Source organism: Mesorhizobium sp. M7A.F.Ca.CA.001.10.2.1 (assembly GCF_003998575.1).
GTDB lineage: Bacteria > Pseudomonadota > Alphaproteobacteria > Rhizobiales > Rhizobiaceae > Mesorhizobium.
In genome coordinates this window covers 1-14,699 of record NZ_RZQY01000081.1, presented here as the reverse complement: position 1 = coordinate 14,699, position 14,699 = coordinate 1, and the positions used below count along the sequence as shown (strand labels likewise).

The following is a 14,699-nucleotide window of genomic DNA, read 5'->3' as shown; positions in this document are numbered from 1 at the left end:
CTGCCTGAACTTCGCTTCTGGCCGCGGCAGGCGTGGGACTTGAAACCTTGATCATGATTTCTCCCTTTCGAACCAATCTCGGCAGAGTCGCACTTGCAGGCACCGGCGAGGCGACCCACCACGGTCAGACTTGCTCGCTCAGCAGAATCTTGGCGTCCTTGGCCGCAACGATGAACGCCTGTCGTGCGGTCCTTGTAGGCTTTTCGCCTCGCATGACGGCAAGGCACGCTCTGATCGCGGCAAGACGCCTCTCGGATGTCGGCTTTGGCCAGTCCCGCAGCAGCACTTCGGCTGCGTCCGACACCGAAACCACAACCCTGTCGCGGTCTATCCGGCCAGGTTGAATGATAATCGGCTTTCTGAAATGTCCAGTACGCACATGCCTCTCCAGCGGGATGCACTCTATTCGACACGTCGCTGCAAGACTGCGCGTCGCGACGCGTTTAACTCCGCACTCGTCGATTTGTTCCAGAGCATCTGGCGTTTGAAACAACTAGCCGATGGCCATCCGTGCGCCCTGTCCCAAGACTTACAGCAGATCTTTCCGAAGGAAGACTCGGGCATGTCCAGGGATCCCGAATTCGACTTTGCCGAATTCCTCGAACCCGTGCTGCATGTAGAATAGCGGCGCCTGGAAACTGCTCGTCTCCACGACGGCCTTCTTGCAGCCCCGCCGGATGGCTTCTTCCTCGATCGTCGTGAGAAGTTGTGAGCCAAAGGATTGGCCACGCAACTGCTCAGGCAGGAAGAACATGTCGAGAAACAGGAGCCCAAGCTCCGTCCTGCCCCAAAGCCCGCCCCAGGTCTTTCCTGACTGGTCGCGAAGCTCCGCTCCGATATCAGCTCGGTCGTCGATCCCGGTCTGTGCGATGTTGTATTGATAGAGCGCTGCGGCGGCCTGCGCTCTTTCATCGTCGCTATAGGTCAAAGTGGTTGTAAATCTCTCGGATCGGAATGACATGCATTTTTCCTCCTGGTGGGCACAGGCATGAGATCCGCCGGCAACGTCGGTCACGGCCAAGATGAACTCGTTGCCAACGCCAGAAATAAATCCGGCATCCATCTCGGGCGCCTTCGAACGCCGTGGGCTTTGTCTGATGGTTTTCACAAAATATTACGTGAGGGAACGTTCGCGCCTGACTCGTCTTAGGCAATCGAGGCGGTTGTCGCCTCGCCGATTGTGAAGGAGAAGAACAATGCCTAATCAAGGTGGTAGCCACGAACAGCACGTGAAGGCAGGCCAGCAGAGCCACAAGAACGCCGACAACAAAAACCGTCAGCAACAGCAGGCCTCTGGTGGTGGTCAACGGCAGCAGGGCGATGGATCCGGCATGCGTGGTGGAACCCACGAACAGCATGTGAAAGCTGGCGAACAAAGCCACAAAAACCGCTGATCGCGTGTGATTTCAGCAGACCCACCCCGAAGTATCGGGGTGGGTCTGATTGCATCTGAAGGGTACCGACGAAGAGGGCGCGAGGCCGGGTCGCGAAGTCGCCCGGCGGCTTGGCGCCGGGGCGACGACGCCCAGTCAGGCAGCTTGCTGCAGGGCGCGCTCATTGACACCGCCTTCGCCCAGCCCGGAAAGCGCTTCGTCCGTCGCGACCTCCTCTTTCAATGTCTCGTTGAGGAGCTTGACCACGTCGCTCTTGCCAAGCTGTTCAGCCCACGCGACCAACGTGCCATAGCGCGCGATTTCATAGTGCTCGACGGCCTGTGCCGCGCCGACCAGTCCTGCATCCAGCGCCGGGTCACCCTTGTATTCGTCGAGAATTTCCGACCCTTCCTCAAGAATGCCGTCGATCGCCGGACAGGTCTTGCCGCGGGCCGGTTTGTCCATAAGTTCGAACACTTGCTCGAGCCGATCGACCTGGCCTTCGGTTTCCATGCGATGTTTCTCAAAGGCCGCGGCCACCTCCTCGGATTCGGCGCCCTTTGCCATCTTCGGCAAGGCTTTGAGTATCTTCTTTTCAGCGTAGTAAATGTCCTTCAGCCCATCGAGGAACAAAGCCTCCAGTCCTTTTGTCGTCGCTCTTTTTGCAGTCGCCATGATTTGTCTCCCTTGGATTGTCATGAAAGCTCACCGGCGGTGTAGCCATGGACTAACTTTCCATGGAAGCAGTTGTTCCCTGGGCGCGACTCGGAAGGGGCAGCACGCCATATGGAGTAGATGGGAGTTCATATACGAAATCATATTTACATATAAAACAAATCATGATGATCTTGCAGTCGTGCAGCGCGGCTAAGGTGGTTGGTTCCGGCGTACATCGCTGAGCCTGAATGCCAGCAGATGATCGTGCCCAAATGAAATCAACATGATGTCGCGGTCGAGTCAGCCGTGCATTGATCGGATGTAGGGAGTGCGGCATGCCCTTTGATGTCATCGTTATCGGAGCCGGCGCAGCCGGAGCTGTTCTTGCTGCCCGGCTAACCGAAGATGCTGCCACGAACGTGCTTTTGCTGGAAGCGGGGCCGGACTACCGGAGCGGCGAGCAACCTGCCGAGATGGCGAGCCCAAATCCCTTCAACCTGCTGCTTCCCGACCATTTTCAGCAACAATACATGTATCCCGACCTGATGGCTCGTCGCACGAAGCGGCAGGAACACCGGGTCTACTGGCGCGGCAAGGGGCTTGGCGGTTCGACGGCCGTCAATGGGCAGATTGCCATTCGCGGTGTGCTCCATGCATTCGACCGCTGGGAGGAAATCGGATGCAAGGGCTGGTCGGGAGCCGACGTGCTGCCCTTCTTCTGCCGCCTGGAGGATGACCCGATCGCGGCCAATTTTCACGGCAGCGGCGGCCCGATTCCGATCTACCGCGCGCCTGTCGAAAGCTGGGGCAGCGTCGACAAGGCCATGCGCCAAAGCGCGATGGCTCTCGGCCATCCCTGGCATGACGATCTCAATGCTCCGGATGCCGAAGGGGCTTGCACCTATCCCATCAACAGTCGAGCCGGCAAGCGCGTGTCGGTCAATGACGGCTATCTGGAAGCTGCCCGCGACCGGCCGAACCTTACCATCATCGGGCAGGCGACGGTGGACAAGGTGCTTTTCGATGGCAGGAAAGCGATCGGCGTTTTGGCCATCGTGGCCGGGCAGGTTCGCAAATTCGAGGCGCCGCTGGTCATCGTCTCGGCCGGCGCCATCCACTCTCCGGTCATCCTGCAGCGCTCGGGCATCGGCCCTGCGGCTCTCTTGAAACGAAAGGACATCGAGGTGCTTGCCGACCTGCCGGTCGGCGAAGGTTTCTTCGACCATCCTTATTGCCGCATCGAACTGAAGCTGAAGCCGGGATTCAAGGCGACCGATCTCGACGCGCGGCATACCAACTGCTGTGTGCGGATGAGTTCGGGCGTGCCGGGCGCTGAGCGCGACGACATTCTCTACGTCGCCATGAACCATGGCGGCATCGGCGTGGAGTCCGACAGCGCCCAGTTCGGCGAGGCCATGGTCAATCTGATCCTGATGGAGGCCAAGAGCCGCGGCACCGTGCAACTGCGTTCCGCCAACCCTTTCGACCAGCCGCTCGTGGAAGAGAACATGCTGGACGATCCAATGGATCTCCAGCGCATGCGTATCGCCTATCGCCACCTTGGCGAGATTGCCCGGCAGGCGCCGATCCAGGCGATCGCCGAGCGCGTCCTGCTGGGGGATTCCGATCTGCCTTTGTCATGGCTCGAAACGGCAAGCGACGAGGAGGTCGACAATTTCCTGCTGGCGCAGTCTTCCGATGCGCAGCATGGGATCGGAGGCTGTTGCATGGGAAGGCTCGGCGAGGCCGTGGTCGATCCGGAATGCCGGGTCTACGGTTTGGAAGGACTGCGGGTTATCGATGCGTCGATCATGCCGCTCGATTGCCAGGCAAACACCAATCTCACCTCGATCATGATTGGCGAAAAAATGGCCGACAGCCTGCGCCGGTCCATCTGACAGCTCGAGGGCAAGCCCGCGCACAAGGCGCGGGCCTTGGAGTCAGCGGGTGATATCCACGGTAATCGTCTTCAGGTCGCACATTTCCATCAGCGTGTGCCGGCCCCCGGTGCGGCCGAGGCCGCTCTGCGTCCCGGCGGCGCCGCCGGCAGGAATATGCGGCTCCCAATAGCAGCTCATCTCGTTGATGTTGACGATGCCGACCTTCAGGCTTTCAGCAAAGGCAAAGGCGTTCTTGATGGTGCTGGTGAAGACCGCGGCCGACAGACCGTAGGGGCTGGACGCCGCAAGTTCCATCGCCTCCTCGTCGGTCTCGAAGGTCAGCACGGGTGCGATCGGCCCGAAGGATTCCTCGACATTGAGCAGGCTTTCCCGGGTCAGTCCTGTGACGATCGACGGCTCGAAATAGAGATTGGTGGCAAAACCCGACGCCACATTGCCGCCGGTAACGATCTCGGCGCCACGCGCGCGGGCGTCCGCGATGTGGCTGAGTACCTTGTCGACGGCCACCGCATTGTTGATCGGACCCATCGTCGTCGCGGGATCGAAAGGGTCGCCCATTTTCACCTGCGCGGCCGCTTTCACGAGACCTTCGATGAAACGGTCATGGACGGATTTATGCACCAGCACGCGTTCGGTGGCCGTGCAGATCTGCCCGGCATTGGCAAAGCAGCCGGCCCCGACCTGGGCGGCGGCCATGTCGATATCGGCATCGGCCAGCACGATGGTCGGACCGTTGCCGCCCATTTCGAGCAGAAGCGGCTTGCCCGCTCCACGCCGGGCGATCGTCGCGCCTGTGACAGAACTGCCGGTGAAGCCGATGGCATGGGTGCCCGGATGAACGACCGCCTCGTCGCCCACCTCCGCACCGTCACCCAGAACGAGATTGATGGCGCCGTCCGGCAGGCCCGCCTCGATGAAGCATTCGACAAGTGCCGTGGCAATCAGCGACGTCGTCGGCGCCGGCACCCAGACGACGGTGTTGCCCGTTGCGATGGCCGGTCCGAGATAATAGAGGCAGGGCAGGGCGAGCGGGAAATTCCAAGGTGTGATGATGGCAAAGACACCCTTCGGCTGCAGGAAGCTGAAGGCGCGCTTGTTGGCATCGGCAAGCGGAAACGCCGCCGTCTCCAGCCACTTCATCTGCTCTGCCGCATTGCGGAAACCGAGAGCTGCCGCCGATGCTTCGGCCTTTGCCTCGCTGTGGAAGGGTTTACCCTGTTCCAGGCAGAGCAGGCGCGCGAGTTCCTCGGCGCGCCTGTCGATCGCGTCGGCGATGCGCATGCACAGTTGAGCGCGTGCGAAGGTTCCCATCTTGCGCATGGCCTCGCGTGCGCCTTCGGCGGCTTTCACCGCGCGGCCGACATCGGCGCGGGTGGAAAGTGAGAGATAGCCGAGGTGCTCGCCCGTCGACGGACTGTCGATTTTCAGGAACTTGCCGGAGCTGCCGGCAATCCACTCGCCGCCGATACGGTTGATGCCGATGCGGGCGGCTGCTTCCGGCTCCGAGACGATCGCCATGCCGCGCAGGTTGGGGCCTTCGAGAGAAGATTTGAAATGGACTGTCATCATGCGTTCCTTTGGCCGAATTCGGATTGGATGTTCAAAATGGCGGCGCGGCTGCGTTCCACGGCTGCGATGAAAAGTCTGCTGCCGGCCTCCGCGCCCGCCTGCGACGGCGTACCGATGACGCCGTTGCCGCGGATGGCTTCGAAACGGCGCCAGACGGTGACGGCCGGCGCGGCGTAAAGGTGAGGATCCGGCCAGGATGGCGGGGTGCCGCCCGGCGGGATGAGATCGCGGCGAACGCTGTCGCCAAGCACATGCATCATCAACGAGGTTTCAAGCGCGCAAGCGTGACCGGTGCCTGTAGCGGCATCGGGCAGGGCCTCCGCCGCCACGTCGGCGATGAGATCGAAATACGAGAAACCCGCGGTGACGATGCCACGCTGGCCAAGGGTGGTGATCGCCACCTGGATCGCGGCGCGGTTTCCGCCATGGCCGTTCAGCATGACCGGCAGGAAGCCGTCTTCGGCAAGGCAGGTGCAGAGATCGACGAGAACGGCGATGAAGGTCTGCGGGCTGAGGCTCATGGTGCCGGAGAAGGAGCGATGATGCTCGGACGAGCCATAGGCGAAAGGTTCGGCGACACGCATGGAGGCCTGTCCTTCCGCCGCGGCGAGCGCAACCGCTTCCGCAAGCCAGCAATCGACGCCGAGCGGCAGATGGGGGCCATGTTGCTCGACAGCGCCGAGCGGCAGAATGACGACGGGTTTATGCACGCCGGCTGTCGCGTGTCTTTCCGTATCCGGCGAGGTCATCAGCGCAAAGCTGGACCCAGGCGGGATCGGCAATGCCGGAACTGGCTCGCTCATCGTGCTGCCTCGACAAGCCGGGCCTTGGCGTAGGTCATGCCGGAATCGGCCAGGAGAGCGACCATGATGATTGCCCCCTTGTAGAGTTCGAGGCTGGACGGGTCCGTGCCGAACACCCGAAGCGCCGTCGTCAGCAGGCTGACGATCAGGGCGCCGACGACCGCGCCCCACACCGTTCCCCGTCCGCCGAAGATACTGGTGCCGCCGAGCACGGCAGCGGCGATCGCGTCCAGAAGCAGCGAGGTACCGCCGATATTGGGCGTCACGACAGGCACCCGGCTGATCATGATCACAGCCGTCAGGAAGACGAAGATACTGGAGGCGCAATAGACGAGGATCGTGTGTTTCGTCACCGGGATGCCGGCAAGTTCCGCGGCTCCGGCATCCGACCCGAGCGCATAGGTACGCAGCCCGAAACGGCTGTGCCGCATCAGGATTGCTGCTACGGCGACGATCAGCAGTGTTGCGAAGATGACATTGGGAATGCCGAAGCTGCGCTCGATGCCGACCGCGCGAAGCGTCGGATCCTTCAGCATCAGGACGCCTTTGGAGGCAACCGCAAGCGTTGCGCCCTGCAGCGCGACCATTGTGGCCAGTGTCGTCACGAAGGGCGGTATCTTCAACAGTGCGATAACGGCGCCGTTCGCGAGGCCGATCACCACCATCACGGCAAAGCCGACGAGCAGGGCAAGCGGCAGGCTGGCGCCGCCGTCGATCAGGCTGGCGATGAAGACGGCGCAGAAGGCGACGCCGACGCCGGCGGACAGGTCGATGCCCGCCGTCAGCAGAACGATTAGAGCCCCAAGCGCCAGGATGGCGATCGGGGTCGCCTGGGCGACGATGTTGATGAGGCTGGCGGTTGAAACGATGCGGGCGTCGATGAGCGCGAAGATCGCCAGCAGGATGACCAGCAGGATCAATGGCGAGAGGTCGAGAAAGCGCCTGCACCAGATGTTCTGTTGGCGGGTCATGAGGATCCTCTCATCGGATGTGCCAATCTTCGACCGGTTCGCGCAGGCCTGATTTGACGCTGCGCAGGATGGCATCATTGACGGCGACGGCGCGCAGGGCGTCGCCGACCGGCATCACGAAAGGGGTGTCGTCGCGAACCGCCGAAATGAAATGGTGGACCTCCTCGAAGAGATCCCCGGTGATACGGCCATTGACGGTCGGCCAGTGCAGGGCGTCGGGTTGCGACCACTGTCCACGCGACAGGATGCGTAGACCGTGGTCGCGCACGTCGAGGTCGATCATGCCTTCCGTGCCGATGATTTCCGTGCGTGCCCAGATGCCGGTCGGAACGGTCGGTGGCAGCGTCCAGCCGAAATAGAGCTGTCCGCTCATTCCGTTCGACAGCTCGACGGTGGAGAAGATCGCGTCTTCGGATCGAACTCCGAGCGAAGGCATGAGCTTGGCGACGGGCCGAGAGTAGACGGCGATGATGTCCGAACCTGAGATCCATTGCAGCGCATCGACGTCGTGCACGCCGAGGTAGAAGCAGACGCTCGAGTTTCCGTTCATGCGAAGACCGACTTCGCGATTGGTGAAACGGCCGCTGCTGCCGTGGATCGGCTCGCCGATCCGCCCGGATTTCACCGCTGCCGCGGCCTCGCAATAGCGCGGGTCGAACCGCAGGATGTGGCCGACCAACAGGCGCGCGCCGTTTCTCTCCGCCGCTCTAGCAATCGCCTTGGCAGCGGAAAGATCGTGAGCCATCGGTTTTTCGAGCAGCACCGGCTTGCCGGCATCGAGCAGCGTGCGGCAGACGTCTTCATGCAGCGTGTCGGGTGCCGCCGACGCCTATATCGTGGCGGCATCGCGGAAATGCCGGGCACCGAAATCGGACGCGGCCTTGCTCCCCGTGGCAGCATTCGGATCAACGAATGCCGACAGTTCCGCGACAGGGCTCGCGGCAACCACCTGCGCATGCAGGAGGCCCATGTAGCCGGCACCGACAATGGCGATCTTCAGTTTGCTCAAAGGGTTCTCCTTACAGGCATGGTGCAAGGTTGAATGCTGGCCGGGGTGCGCAGGCTGGCGGTGTGATCGTGCGATCACCGAAGGCCAGCGTCATCACGTCTTCTTCCGTCGCCCCACGAGCCAGCGTGCCGACAGAGTGGCCTTCGCGCATGACGACGATGCGGTCGGCAACGCCGAGAACCTCGGGCAACTCGCTCGACACCATGAGGATCGCCGCGCCCTCGGCCTTCAATCTTGCGATCAGGTGATGGAGTTCGGACTTCGCGCCGACGTCGACGCCGCGTGTCGGCTCGTCGAGCAGGATGATCTTCGGTTTGGTGGCAAGCCATTTGCCGATGACGACCTTCTGCTGATTGCCGCCCGAAAGCTCGATGGTCATTTTGTCGGGCTGGGCCGGCCGCACGCCGAGTGAGCCGATGAGATCGCGGGCGAGTGCCAGGATGCGGCGAGGTCTCAGCAGGCCGAAGTGACTGTTGTCGCGAATCCAGGCGAGGGACAGGTTGTCCCTGATCGACATCGTGCCGACGAATCCTTCCAGGTGCCGGTCTTCGGGTATGTAGACGATGCCGGCGCGATTGGCGGCCTTGGTGTCGCCGCCGGTCTGCTGCCCGCCGAAAATTCTGAGCGTGCCGCCATGCATGGTCTCGAGGCCGGCAATCAGCCTGAGCACCTCGGAGCGGCCGCTTCCCATCAGGCCGGCGAGCGCGACGATTTCGCCCCTGCACACGCTGAGCGTGGCCGACTTCAAGAGCTTGCCATCGGAGATGTTGCTGATTTCGATCGCGGTTTCGCCGACTTGCGCTTCGAGATAGGGGAAGATGTCGCCGACATCGCGCCCGACCATCATCGAGACGATCTCGGCCTCGCTGGTCTGGCGGGTCTGGCGCTCGCCGATGAAGCGCCCGTCACGCAGAACGACGACGCGGTCGCACTGGCTGAAGATCTCTTCCATCTTGTGGGAGATGTAGAGGATGCCGGCGCCGCGAGCTCTCAGCCTGTCGATCAGGTCGTAGAGCTGATCGCGCTCGCGGTTGGAGAGCGCGCTGGTCGGCTCGTCCATGATGAAGAACCAGGCATCGGACAGAACGGCACGGGCAATTTCCACCATCTGCCGGTGCCCGACGGAAAGCGTTCGCAGCTCCGCGCCAATGTCGATATCGAGCGACAGCTCGTCCATGATGGATTTCGCATCGCGCCGCATCCGGGCCCGGTCGAGAAATCCCAGGCGGGTATGCGGTTCGCGGCCGATGAAGAGATTCTCGGCCACCGTCAGGTCCGGCGAAAGGCTGAAATGCTGATGGATGACGCTGATGCCCTTGGCGTCGCTGGGGGAGTGGAACTGGACGGCGTTGCCGTCGATCATGATCTCACCCTCGTCCGGGCGATGCAGACCGGAAATGCACTTCACCAGCGTCGATTTCCCGGCCCCGTTCTCGCCGGCAAGTCCCACCACCTCACCGGCCGAGACGGCAAAGCTGACACCATCGAGTGCCTTGACGCCCGGAAAAGACTTGCCAAGCCCGCGCAAGGCGATGCTGTGTTTGCCGACCGGTGTTGCGGCGATGTTGCGGGGCGACGGGGTGGACTTGCGGCCACCGGTCTTGAACAGGGCGGCGACACTCTCCGGCTGGCTGGTGAGAACTGCCACCAGAATGAGGCTCGCGGTCACGAAATAGATCAGGATCTGCGGCACCTGCAGGAAGGACAGGCCGGTGTTGATGACGCCCAGCAGCAGCGCCCCGATCGCCGTTCCCCAGATGGAGCCCTGGCCGCCGGACAGTTTCGTGCCGCCGATGATCGCGGCTGTAATGGCTGTAAATTCGAGCCCGGTGCCGGCAAGCGGCTGTGCCGAACCAAGGCGGCCGATGGTGAGTATCGCGCCGAGCCCGGCCGTTGCGCCGGCAATCAGATAGACGGAAATGCGCACGAGGTCGACGGGAACCAGTGAGGCCCGCGCCGCGCCCGCATTGCCGCCGACCGCATAGATCCAGCGCCCGTACACCGTGCGATTGAGCACGAACCACCAGAGGCCCAGGCAGATGGCGGCGATGATGACGGAGACCGGCAGGAGGCCGATCGTCTCGCGTCCCGCGAAAAGCAGGACCGGATCGGCGATCGCGATGCTGGATGCGCCGGAGAGGCTGAGCGCCAGGCCGCGCGCAAACGCCATGGTGGCGAGCGTTGCGATGAATGGGGAGATGCCGGCAAAGCCGATCAGCGTTCCATTGAGCAGACCGATTGCGGCACCGCCACCGATCGCGGCGAGAAGGCTCAAGCTCGCCGAGCCGGTTGCCGTGTAGGCAAGACCCGCTGCGATGCCGGAGCAGGCAAGATTGCTGCCGACGGAAATATCAATGCCGCGCGCGATGATCACGGCCGTCATGGCAAAGGAGATGAGGGCGATGACCGCACTCTGCTGCGCGATGCTGACAAGATTGCCGGTCGACAGAAAACGCGGATCGATCCAGCCGAAGACGGCGATGGCGACCAGTAGCACCGCGATGAGAACCGGTTCGTTGCGCCGCAGTAACGGAGAGGTCCAGGACTGGAACATGGGTCGGTCCTCTTATCGAGCATCATGCGCGGTCACCACGGAGCGGCGACGGCGATCGTCAGGAAAAGGGGACGCCGGATGATACGTCATCCGGCGCTTGAGCCGCTTTTAGGCTGTTACTTTGCCAGGGTCATGGCGGTCGCCGGAACCTTGGGACCGAGTTGCTCGGTATAGTTCTTGGCTTCCACCGCCTCTTTGTCGGTGTTGATGTATTCGAAGGTGAGGCCATCCGCCTTGAGCTTCGCGGCCGTCGCATCCGAGGTCACGAAATAGGTCGGCATGTAGAGATCCTGCGGCAGCTTTTCGCCGTTGGCCAGACGAGCGGCAACGGCGATGTTCCAGTAGCCGACACGATAGGCGCCGGTCAGCACGTCCATCACCATCTTGCCGTCGTCGATCAGCGGCTTCATCTCGGCGTCGCCGTCATAGCCGCCGTAGAGCAACTGGGTTCCCATCGAGCTGGCAACGGAATCGGCGGCCAGGCAAAGGCTGTCGGAGATGCAGCCGATGGCCTTCAGATCCGGATAGGTGGTGAGCCAGGTCTGGGCGGCATTGGTTGCCTTGGCTGCGTCCCAGCCGGTCGGCTCGATGCCGACAACCTTGATGTCCGGAAACTCCTTTTTCAGGGTTTCGACAAAGCCTTTTTCGCGCGTGTCGGACACGAAGTTGCCACGCGAACCGACAAGCAGGGCGACTTCGCCCTTGCCGCCAAGCGACTTGCCGAGCGCGCGGGCAACCATCGACATGTTGTCGTAGTCCGGATAGAGCGTCGAATAGTTCGAGCCGGCCTCGACCTTGTTGCCCATGGTGATCACCGGAATGCCGGCGGCGGTGGCTTTCTGGATGACCGGAATGACCGCGTTCTTGTCGATCGGATCGATCAGGATCGCGCTGACGCCCTGATTGATGAAATTCTCGATGATGCTGACCTGTTTTTCCAGACTGCCCTCGGCGCTCTGCCAAGTGGATTTCACCCCATAGTCGGCGGCAGCCACGTCGCCCGCTTCCTTCATGCGGACGAAGAAGGAGTTCTGCAGGTCGATTGCCGCAAGCCCCAAAACCTTTTCCGCGGCAAGCGAGGGCGTCGCGATGGCGAGTGCGAGCAGAGCAATGGATGCTTTCAGGGAAATGCGCATGTTTCAGTTCTCCTCTTGTTGCGACAGGACGATTCTTCGCCTCTTTTTCATGTCCCGCACGACGACCGTCCCAGTGACAGGCATTCCGGCGGTATTTCGCGGCACTCGTGCCGTATTCATGTCAGGGCCGCGTCTGCGTGGACCGGCCTTGCTCAACCTCAGCCATTCAGGCCCTCGACACCGGCGCCACAGACAAGCCCGGCGATGCGGGCGCCGCGCGGTGGCTTGAAAGCGCCGCTCATCAAGGCGGCCAGCGATGCCGCGCCGCTGAGGTCGGCGGCGATGCCGAATTCGAACCAGAGCAATTCAGCGGCCTTCTGCATGTCCGCATCCTCGACAAGGACAATGTCGTCGACGTGCTTGGCGACGATCTCGTAGATGCTTTCGTCCGTGCGGCCGCAGGCCATGGTCGCCACCTTCGTCGTTATCTCGGGCAAGCGAACCACACGGCCGGCAGCCAGGGAGGCGTGAAGGGTCGGTGAACCGGTCGGCTCGACACCGATGATCCTGGCTTCGGGTTTGACGTGCTTCAGGACTTCGGACATGCCGCTGATGAGCCCGCCACCGCCGATCGCCACGATGTAGATGTCGGCATCGGGAATCTGATCGACCATCTCCAGCGCCACGGTTCCCTGACCGGACACGATCTGCGCATCGGCGAAGGGATGCATGTAGAAGGCGCCGCACGCCTTTGCCTCGGCCGATGCAGCCTCATGCGCTTCATCCCAGACATTGCCTTCGAAGCGAACGTCAGCCCCCCATTTGCGAAGCTTTTCCGCCTTCAGCGGGCTTGCATTGTTCGGCAGGTAAATGGTGGCGGGAACGCCGGCCCGGGCAGCCACATAGGCGGTGGCCAGGCCGTGATTGCCACCGGATGCGGCGATCAGTCCGTTTTCGATCCGGCTTGGCTCGAGCGTTTTAACCCGGTTCGTGGCGCCCCTGATCTTGAAGGAGCCGCTCACCTGGAGGCATTCCAGTTTCAAATAGACATCATTTTGAAGGTTTGCGCCCGTGGCATGGTCGAGCTTGACGACCGGGGTGCGCCGTATGAAGGGGGCAATGCGCCGGGCAGCCGCCATGATGTCCTCATGGCTCATCGGTCAGTGCCTCCGGATATTCGTTGGCAAGCACGAAGCAGCAATTCCCCGGACGCACGCGGCCGGGCTGACGCTTGGCGAAAACGATGCCGTCGATGGGGTGAAGGAGATCGATGGGCGCGCGTGACGGCGTGTGGAGGAAGTGAATGCGTCCGGCAAGGTCGCCTTTGCTGACGGCACTGCCGAGCGGGCTCAAGGGTTCGAAGACACCGTCCTCCTCGGAAAGCAGATAACCTTCGCTTCCGGGAACCTTGAGCACGCGCGCGTTGGCGCCAGGGGCGATGTCAGGCGCGCCTTTCAGGACACCTGCATGTTTCAGCACATTGCGGATGCCCCTGCGGCAGATGGCCAGCGCATCCGGACTGACAAGGCCGCCGCCGGCCATCTCGCTGCCGATGACGATCAGTCCCTGGTGGTTGGCGGACGCGGTCGAGGTCCGGGTTTCACCGAGATTGTCGACCATGACAACGGTCGGTGCCCCGAAGGCGAGCGTCGCCTTGATGTTCTTGCGATGCCCCTGCGCGGTCGGGGAGGGCTCGATGATCGCGCTCGGCAGGATCATCAGGGACGAACCGCCGGAATGGAGATCCAGGAAGTAGTCGGCCTTCGGAAACAGGATGTCATGCACATAGGCCGCGATCTGGCTTGTCAGCGTGCCGTTGAAATCGCCCGGAAAACTGCGGTTGAAATTCAACCCGTCGACCGGGGAGGTGCGGGTGCCGGCCTCGACGGCCCGAATGTTGATGGCCGGAATCGCAATGATGCGTCCGGCAATATCCCGTGGATCGATCTCGCGCAGAAGCTCGCCGAGCGCGATCGGCCCCTCATATTCGTCGCCGTGGTTGCCACCCTCGATCAGGACCGTCGGACCGTCACCGTTCTTGATGACGGCGAGCGGAACGCGGACCGTGCCCCAGGCATCGTCGTGCGGCGATTGGGGCACATGGAAGAAGCCCATCTGCTTGCCCTCGCGATCGAAATCGACGGACGTGTAAACACTGTTGTTCCGGGGAATGATGGTCGCGCGGACAGTGTTTGCAGGTCTCTGGACGGTCATCGGGTCGGCCTCGAAATTCATTGTCCCCGTCATCATGTCAGTTTTATATATGGTGTCAAGTTTGGATATAAAACCAATGGCAATTCCGATTTCTTGTCTCTATCGTGCGGGACCACCGGGGATTCTTCGAATGGCAGATGACGCAAAAGAGAGTGGCAAACCGACCTATTCGGCCCCGGCGCTGACCAAGGGTCTGGATGTCCTGGAACTGCTGGCGGAGGCGCGGGCGCCCTTGACGATGAAGGAGATCGCGGAAGGCCTCGGCCGTTCGAAGAATGAGATTTTCCGGATGCTGATCGCGCTGCAGGAGCGTCAATATATCGAGCGCAACGCCGAGACCGACGCCTATTCGTTGACCGACAAGCTTTTCAAGCTGGGGCTGCACACGCCGAGCGCTCAGGATCTCATGTCCGCCGCCATGCCCGAGCTGACGCAGATTGCCGGGGACTCAAATCAGTCGCCGCACCTGGTCGTCTTCAATCATGGCTTGACCGTCGTGACCGCGGCCGCTCCCGGCGGCGAGGACATGGCGTTCACGCTGCGCCTCGGCTACGGCCGCCTGGCCACCGACG

Annotated in this window: 14 protein-coding genes and 1 pseudogene; 3 read left to right on the top strand and 12 right to left on the bottom strand. The window is 62.2% G+C overall.

The genetic code is table 11. The annotated features are described in order from the left end of the window. Positions 1–124: 124 nt before the first annotated feature. Entirely contained in the window at positions 125–379 is a 255-nt protein-coding gene (locus EN964_RS08125) for a DUF982 domain-containing protein (protein ID WP_127268255.1), read from the bottom strand. A gap of 150 nt (positions 380–529) precedes the next feature. Beyond that, positions 530–1,063 (bottom strand): GNAT family N-acetyltransferase, encoded by a 534-nt coding sequence (locus tag EN964_RS08120; protein ID WP_236382701.1) that lies wholly within the window; start codon positions 1,061–1,063, stop codon positions 530–532. 133 nt (positions 1,064–1,196) lie between these two features. On the opposite strand from EN964_RS08120, the gene EN964_RS08115 reads away from it, so the two are divergent. Beyond that, positions 1,197–1,394, top strand: coding sequence for a hypothetical protein (locus tag EN964_RS08115; protein WP_127268256.1), 198 nt, complete (start codon positions 1,197–1,199; stop codon positions 1,392–1,394). Positions 1,395–1,529: 135 nt separating this feature from the next. Here the strand turns inward: EN964_RS08115 and EN964_RS08110 are convergent, their stop codons facing one another. After that, positions 1,530–2,048, bottom strand: a complete 519-nt coding sequence (locus EN964_RS08110; protein ID WP_127268257.1) for a ferritin-like domain-containing protein — start codon at positions 2,046–2,048, stop codon at positions 1,530–1,532. A gap of 317 nt (positions 2,049–2,365) precedes the next feature. On the opposite strand from EN964_RS08110, the gene EN964_RS08105 reads away from it, so the two are divergent. Beyond that, on the top strand, positions 2,366–3,928 hold the full coding sequence (locus EN964_RS08105) for a GMC family oxidoreductase (protein ID WP_127272251.1): 1,563 nt from the start codon (positions 2,366–2,368) through the stop codon (positions 3,926–3,928). 42 nt (positions 3,929–3,970) lie between these two features. Here EN964_RS08105 and EN964_RS08100 read toward each other — a convergent pair whose 3' ends face one another. The 9 genes and pseudogenes from EN964_RS08100 to EN964_RS08065 all read right to left on the bottom strand — a co-directional run bounded on the left by EN964_RS08100 (position 3,971) and on the right by EN964_RS08065 (position 14,163). Next, positions 3,971–5,497: an aldehyde dehydrogenase gene (locus tag EN964_RS08100; protein ID WP_127276290.1), complete on the bottom strand. Its 1,527-nt coding sequence runs from the start codon at positions 5,495–5,497 to the stop codon at positions 3,971–3,973. Beyond that, the gene (locus EN964_RS08095; RefSeq protein ID WP_127271522.1) at positions 5,497–6,303 is read right to left on the bottom strand and encodes a creatininase family protein; all 807 of its coding nucleotides are present in this window, start codon (positions 6,301–6,303) and stop codon (positions 5,497–5,499) included. The genes EN964_RS08100 and EN964_RS08095 overlap by 1 nt, the downstream gene beginning before the upstream one ends. Beyond that, positions 6,300–7,274: an ABC transporter permease gene (locus EN964_RS08090; RefSeq protein ID WP_024503985.1), complete on the bottom strand. Its 975-nt coding sequence runs from the start codon at positions 7,272–7,274 to the stop codon at positions 6,300–6,302. The genes EN964_RS08095 and EN964_RS08090 overlap by 4 nt, the downstream gene beginning before the upstream one ends. Positions 7,275–7,284: 10 nt before the next feature. Further along, entirely contained in the window at positions 7,285–7,953 is a 669-nt protein-coding gene (locus EN964_RS08085) for a Gfo/Idh/MocA family protein (RefSeq protein WP_373565055.1), read from the bottom strand. Further along, positions 7,954–8,283, bottom strand: a pseudogene (locus EN964_RS39070) (Gfo/Idh/MocA family protein); the annotation flags it as partial. It lies immediately after the preceding gene. A gap of 10 nt (positions 8,284–8,293) precedes the next feature. Continuing rightward, positions 8,294–10,837 carry an ATP-binding cassette domain-containing protein gene (locus EN964_RS08080; RefSeq protein ID WP_127271525.1) on the bottom strand — a complete coding sequence of 848 codons (2,544 nt, stop codon included), beginning with the start codon at positions 10,835–10,837 and terminating at the stop codon, positions 8,294–8,296. A gap of 116 nt (positions 10,838–10,953) precedes the next feature. Further along, positions 10,954–11,973 carry a sugar ABC transporter substrate-binding protein gene (locus EN964_RS08075; protein WP_013530435.1) on the bottom strand — a complete coding sequence of 340 codons (1,020 nt, stop codon included), beginning with the start codon at positions 11,971–11,973 and terminating at the stop codon, positions 10,954–10,956. A gap of 158 nt (positions 11,974–12,131) precedes the next feature. Beyond that, positions 12,132–13,070 (bottom strand): threonine/serine dehydratase, encoded by a 939-nt coding sequence (locus tag EN964_RS08070; protein ID WP_127267074.1) that lies wholly within the window; start codon positions 13,068–13,070, stop codon positions 12,132–12,134. Continuing rightward, positions 13,060–14,163 carry a succinylglutamate desuccinylase/aspartoacylase family protein gene (locus EN964_RS08065; RefSeq protein ID WP_236382703.1) on the bottom strand — a complete coding sequence of 368 codons (1,104 nt, stop codon included), beginning with the start codon at positions 14,161–14,163 and terminating at the stop codon, positions 13,060–13,062. The genes EN964_RS08070 and EN964_RS08065 overlap by 11 nt, the downstream gene beginning before the upstream one ends. A gap of 94 nt (positions 14,164–14,257) precedes the next feature. On the opposite strand from EN964_RS08065, the gene EN964_RS08060 reads away from it, so the two are divergent. After that, the coding region (locus EN964_RS08060) for a helix-turn-helix domain-containing protein (RefSeq protein WP_164775759.1) at positions 14,258–14,699 on the top strand (442 nt) is incomplete at its 3' end.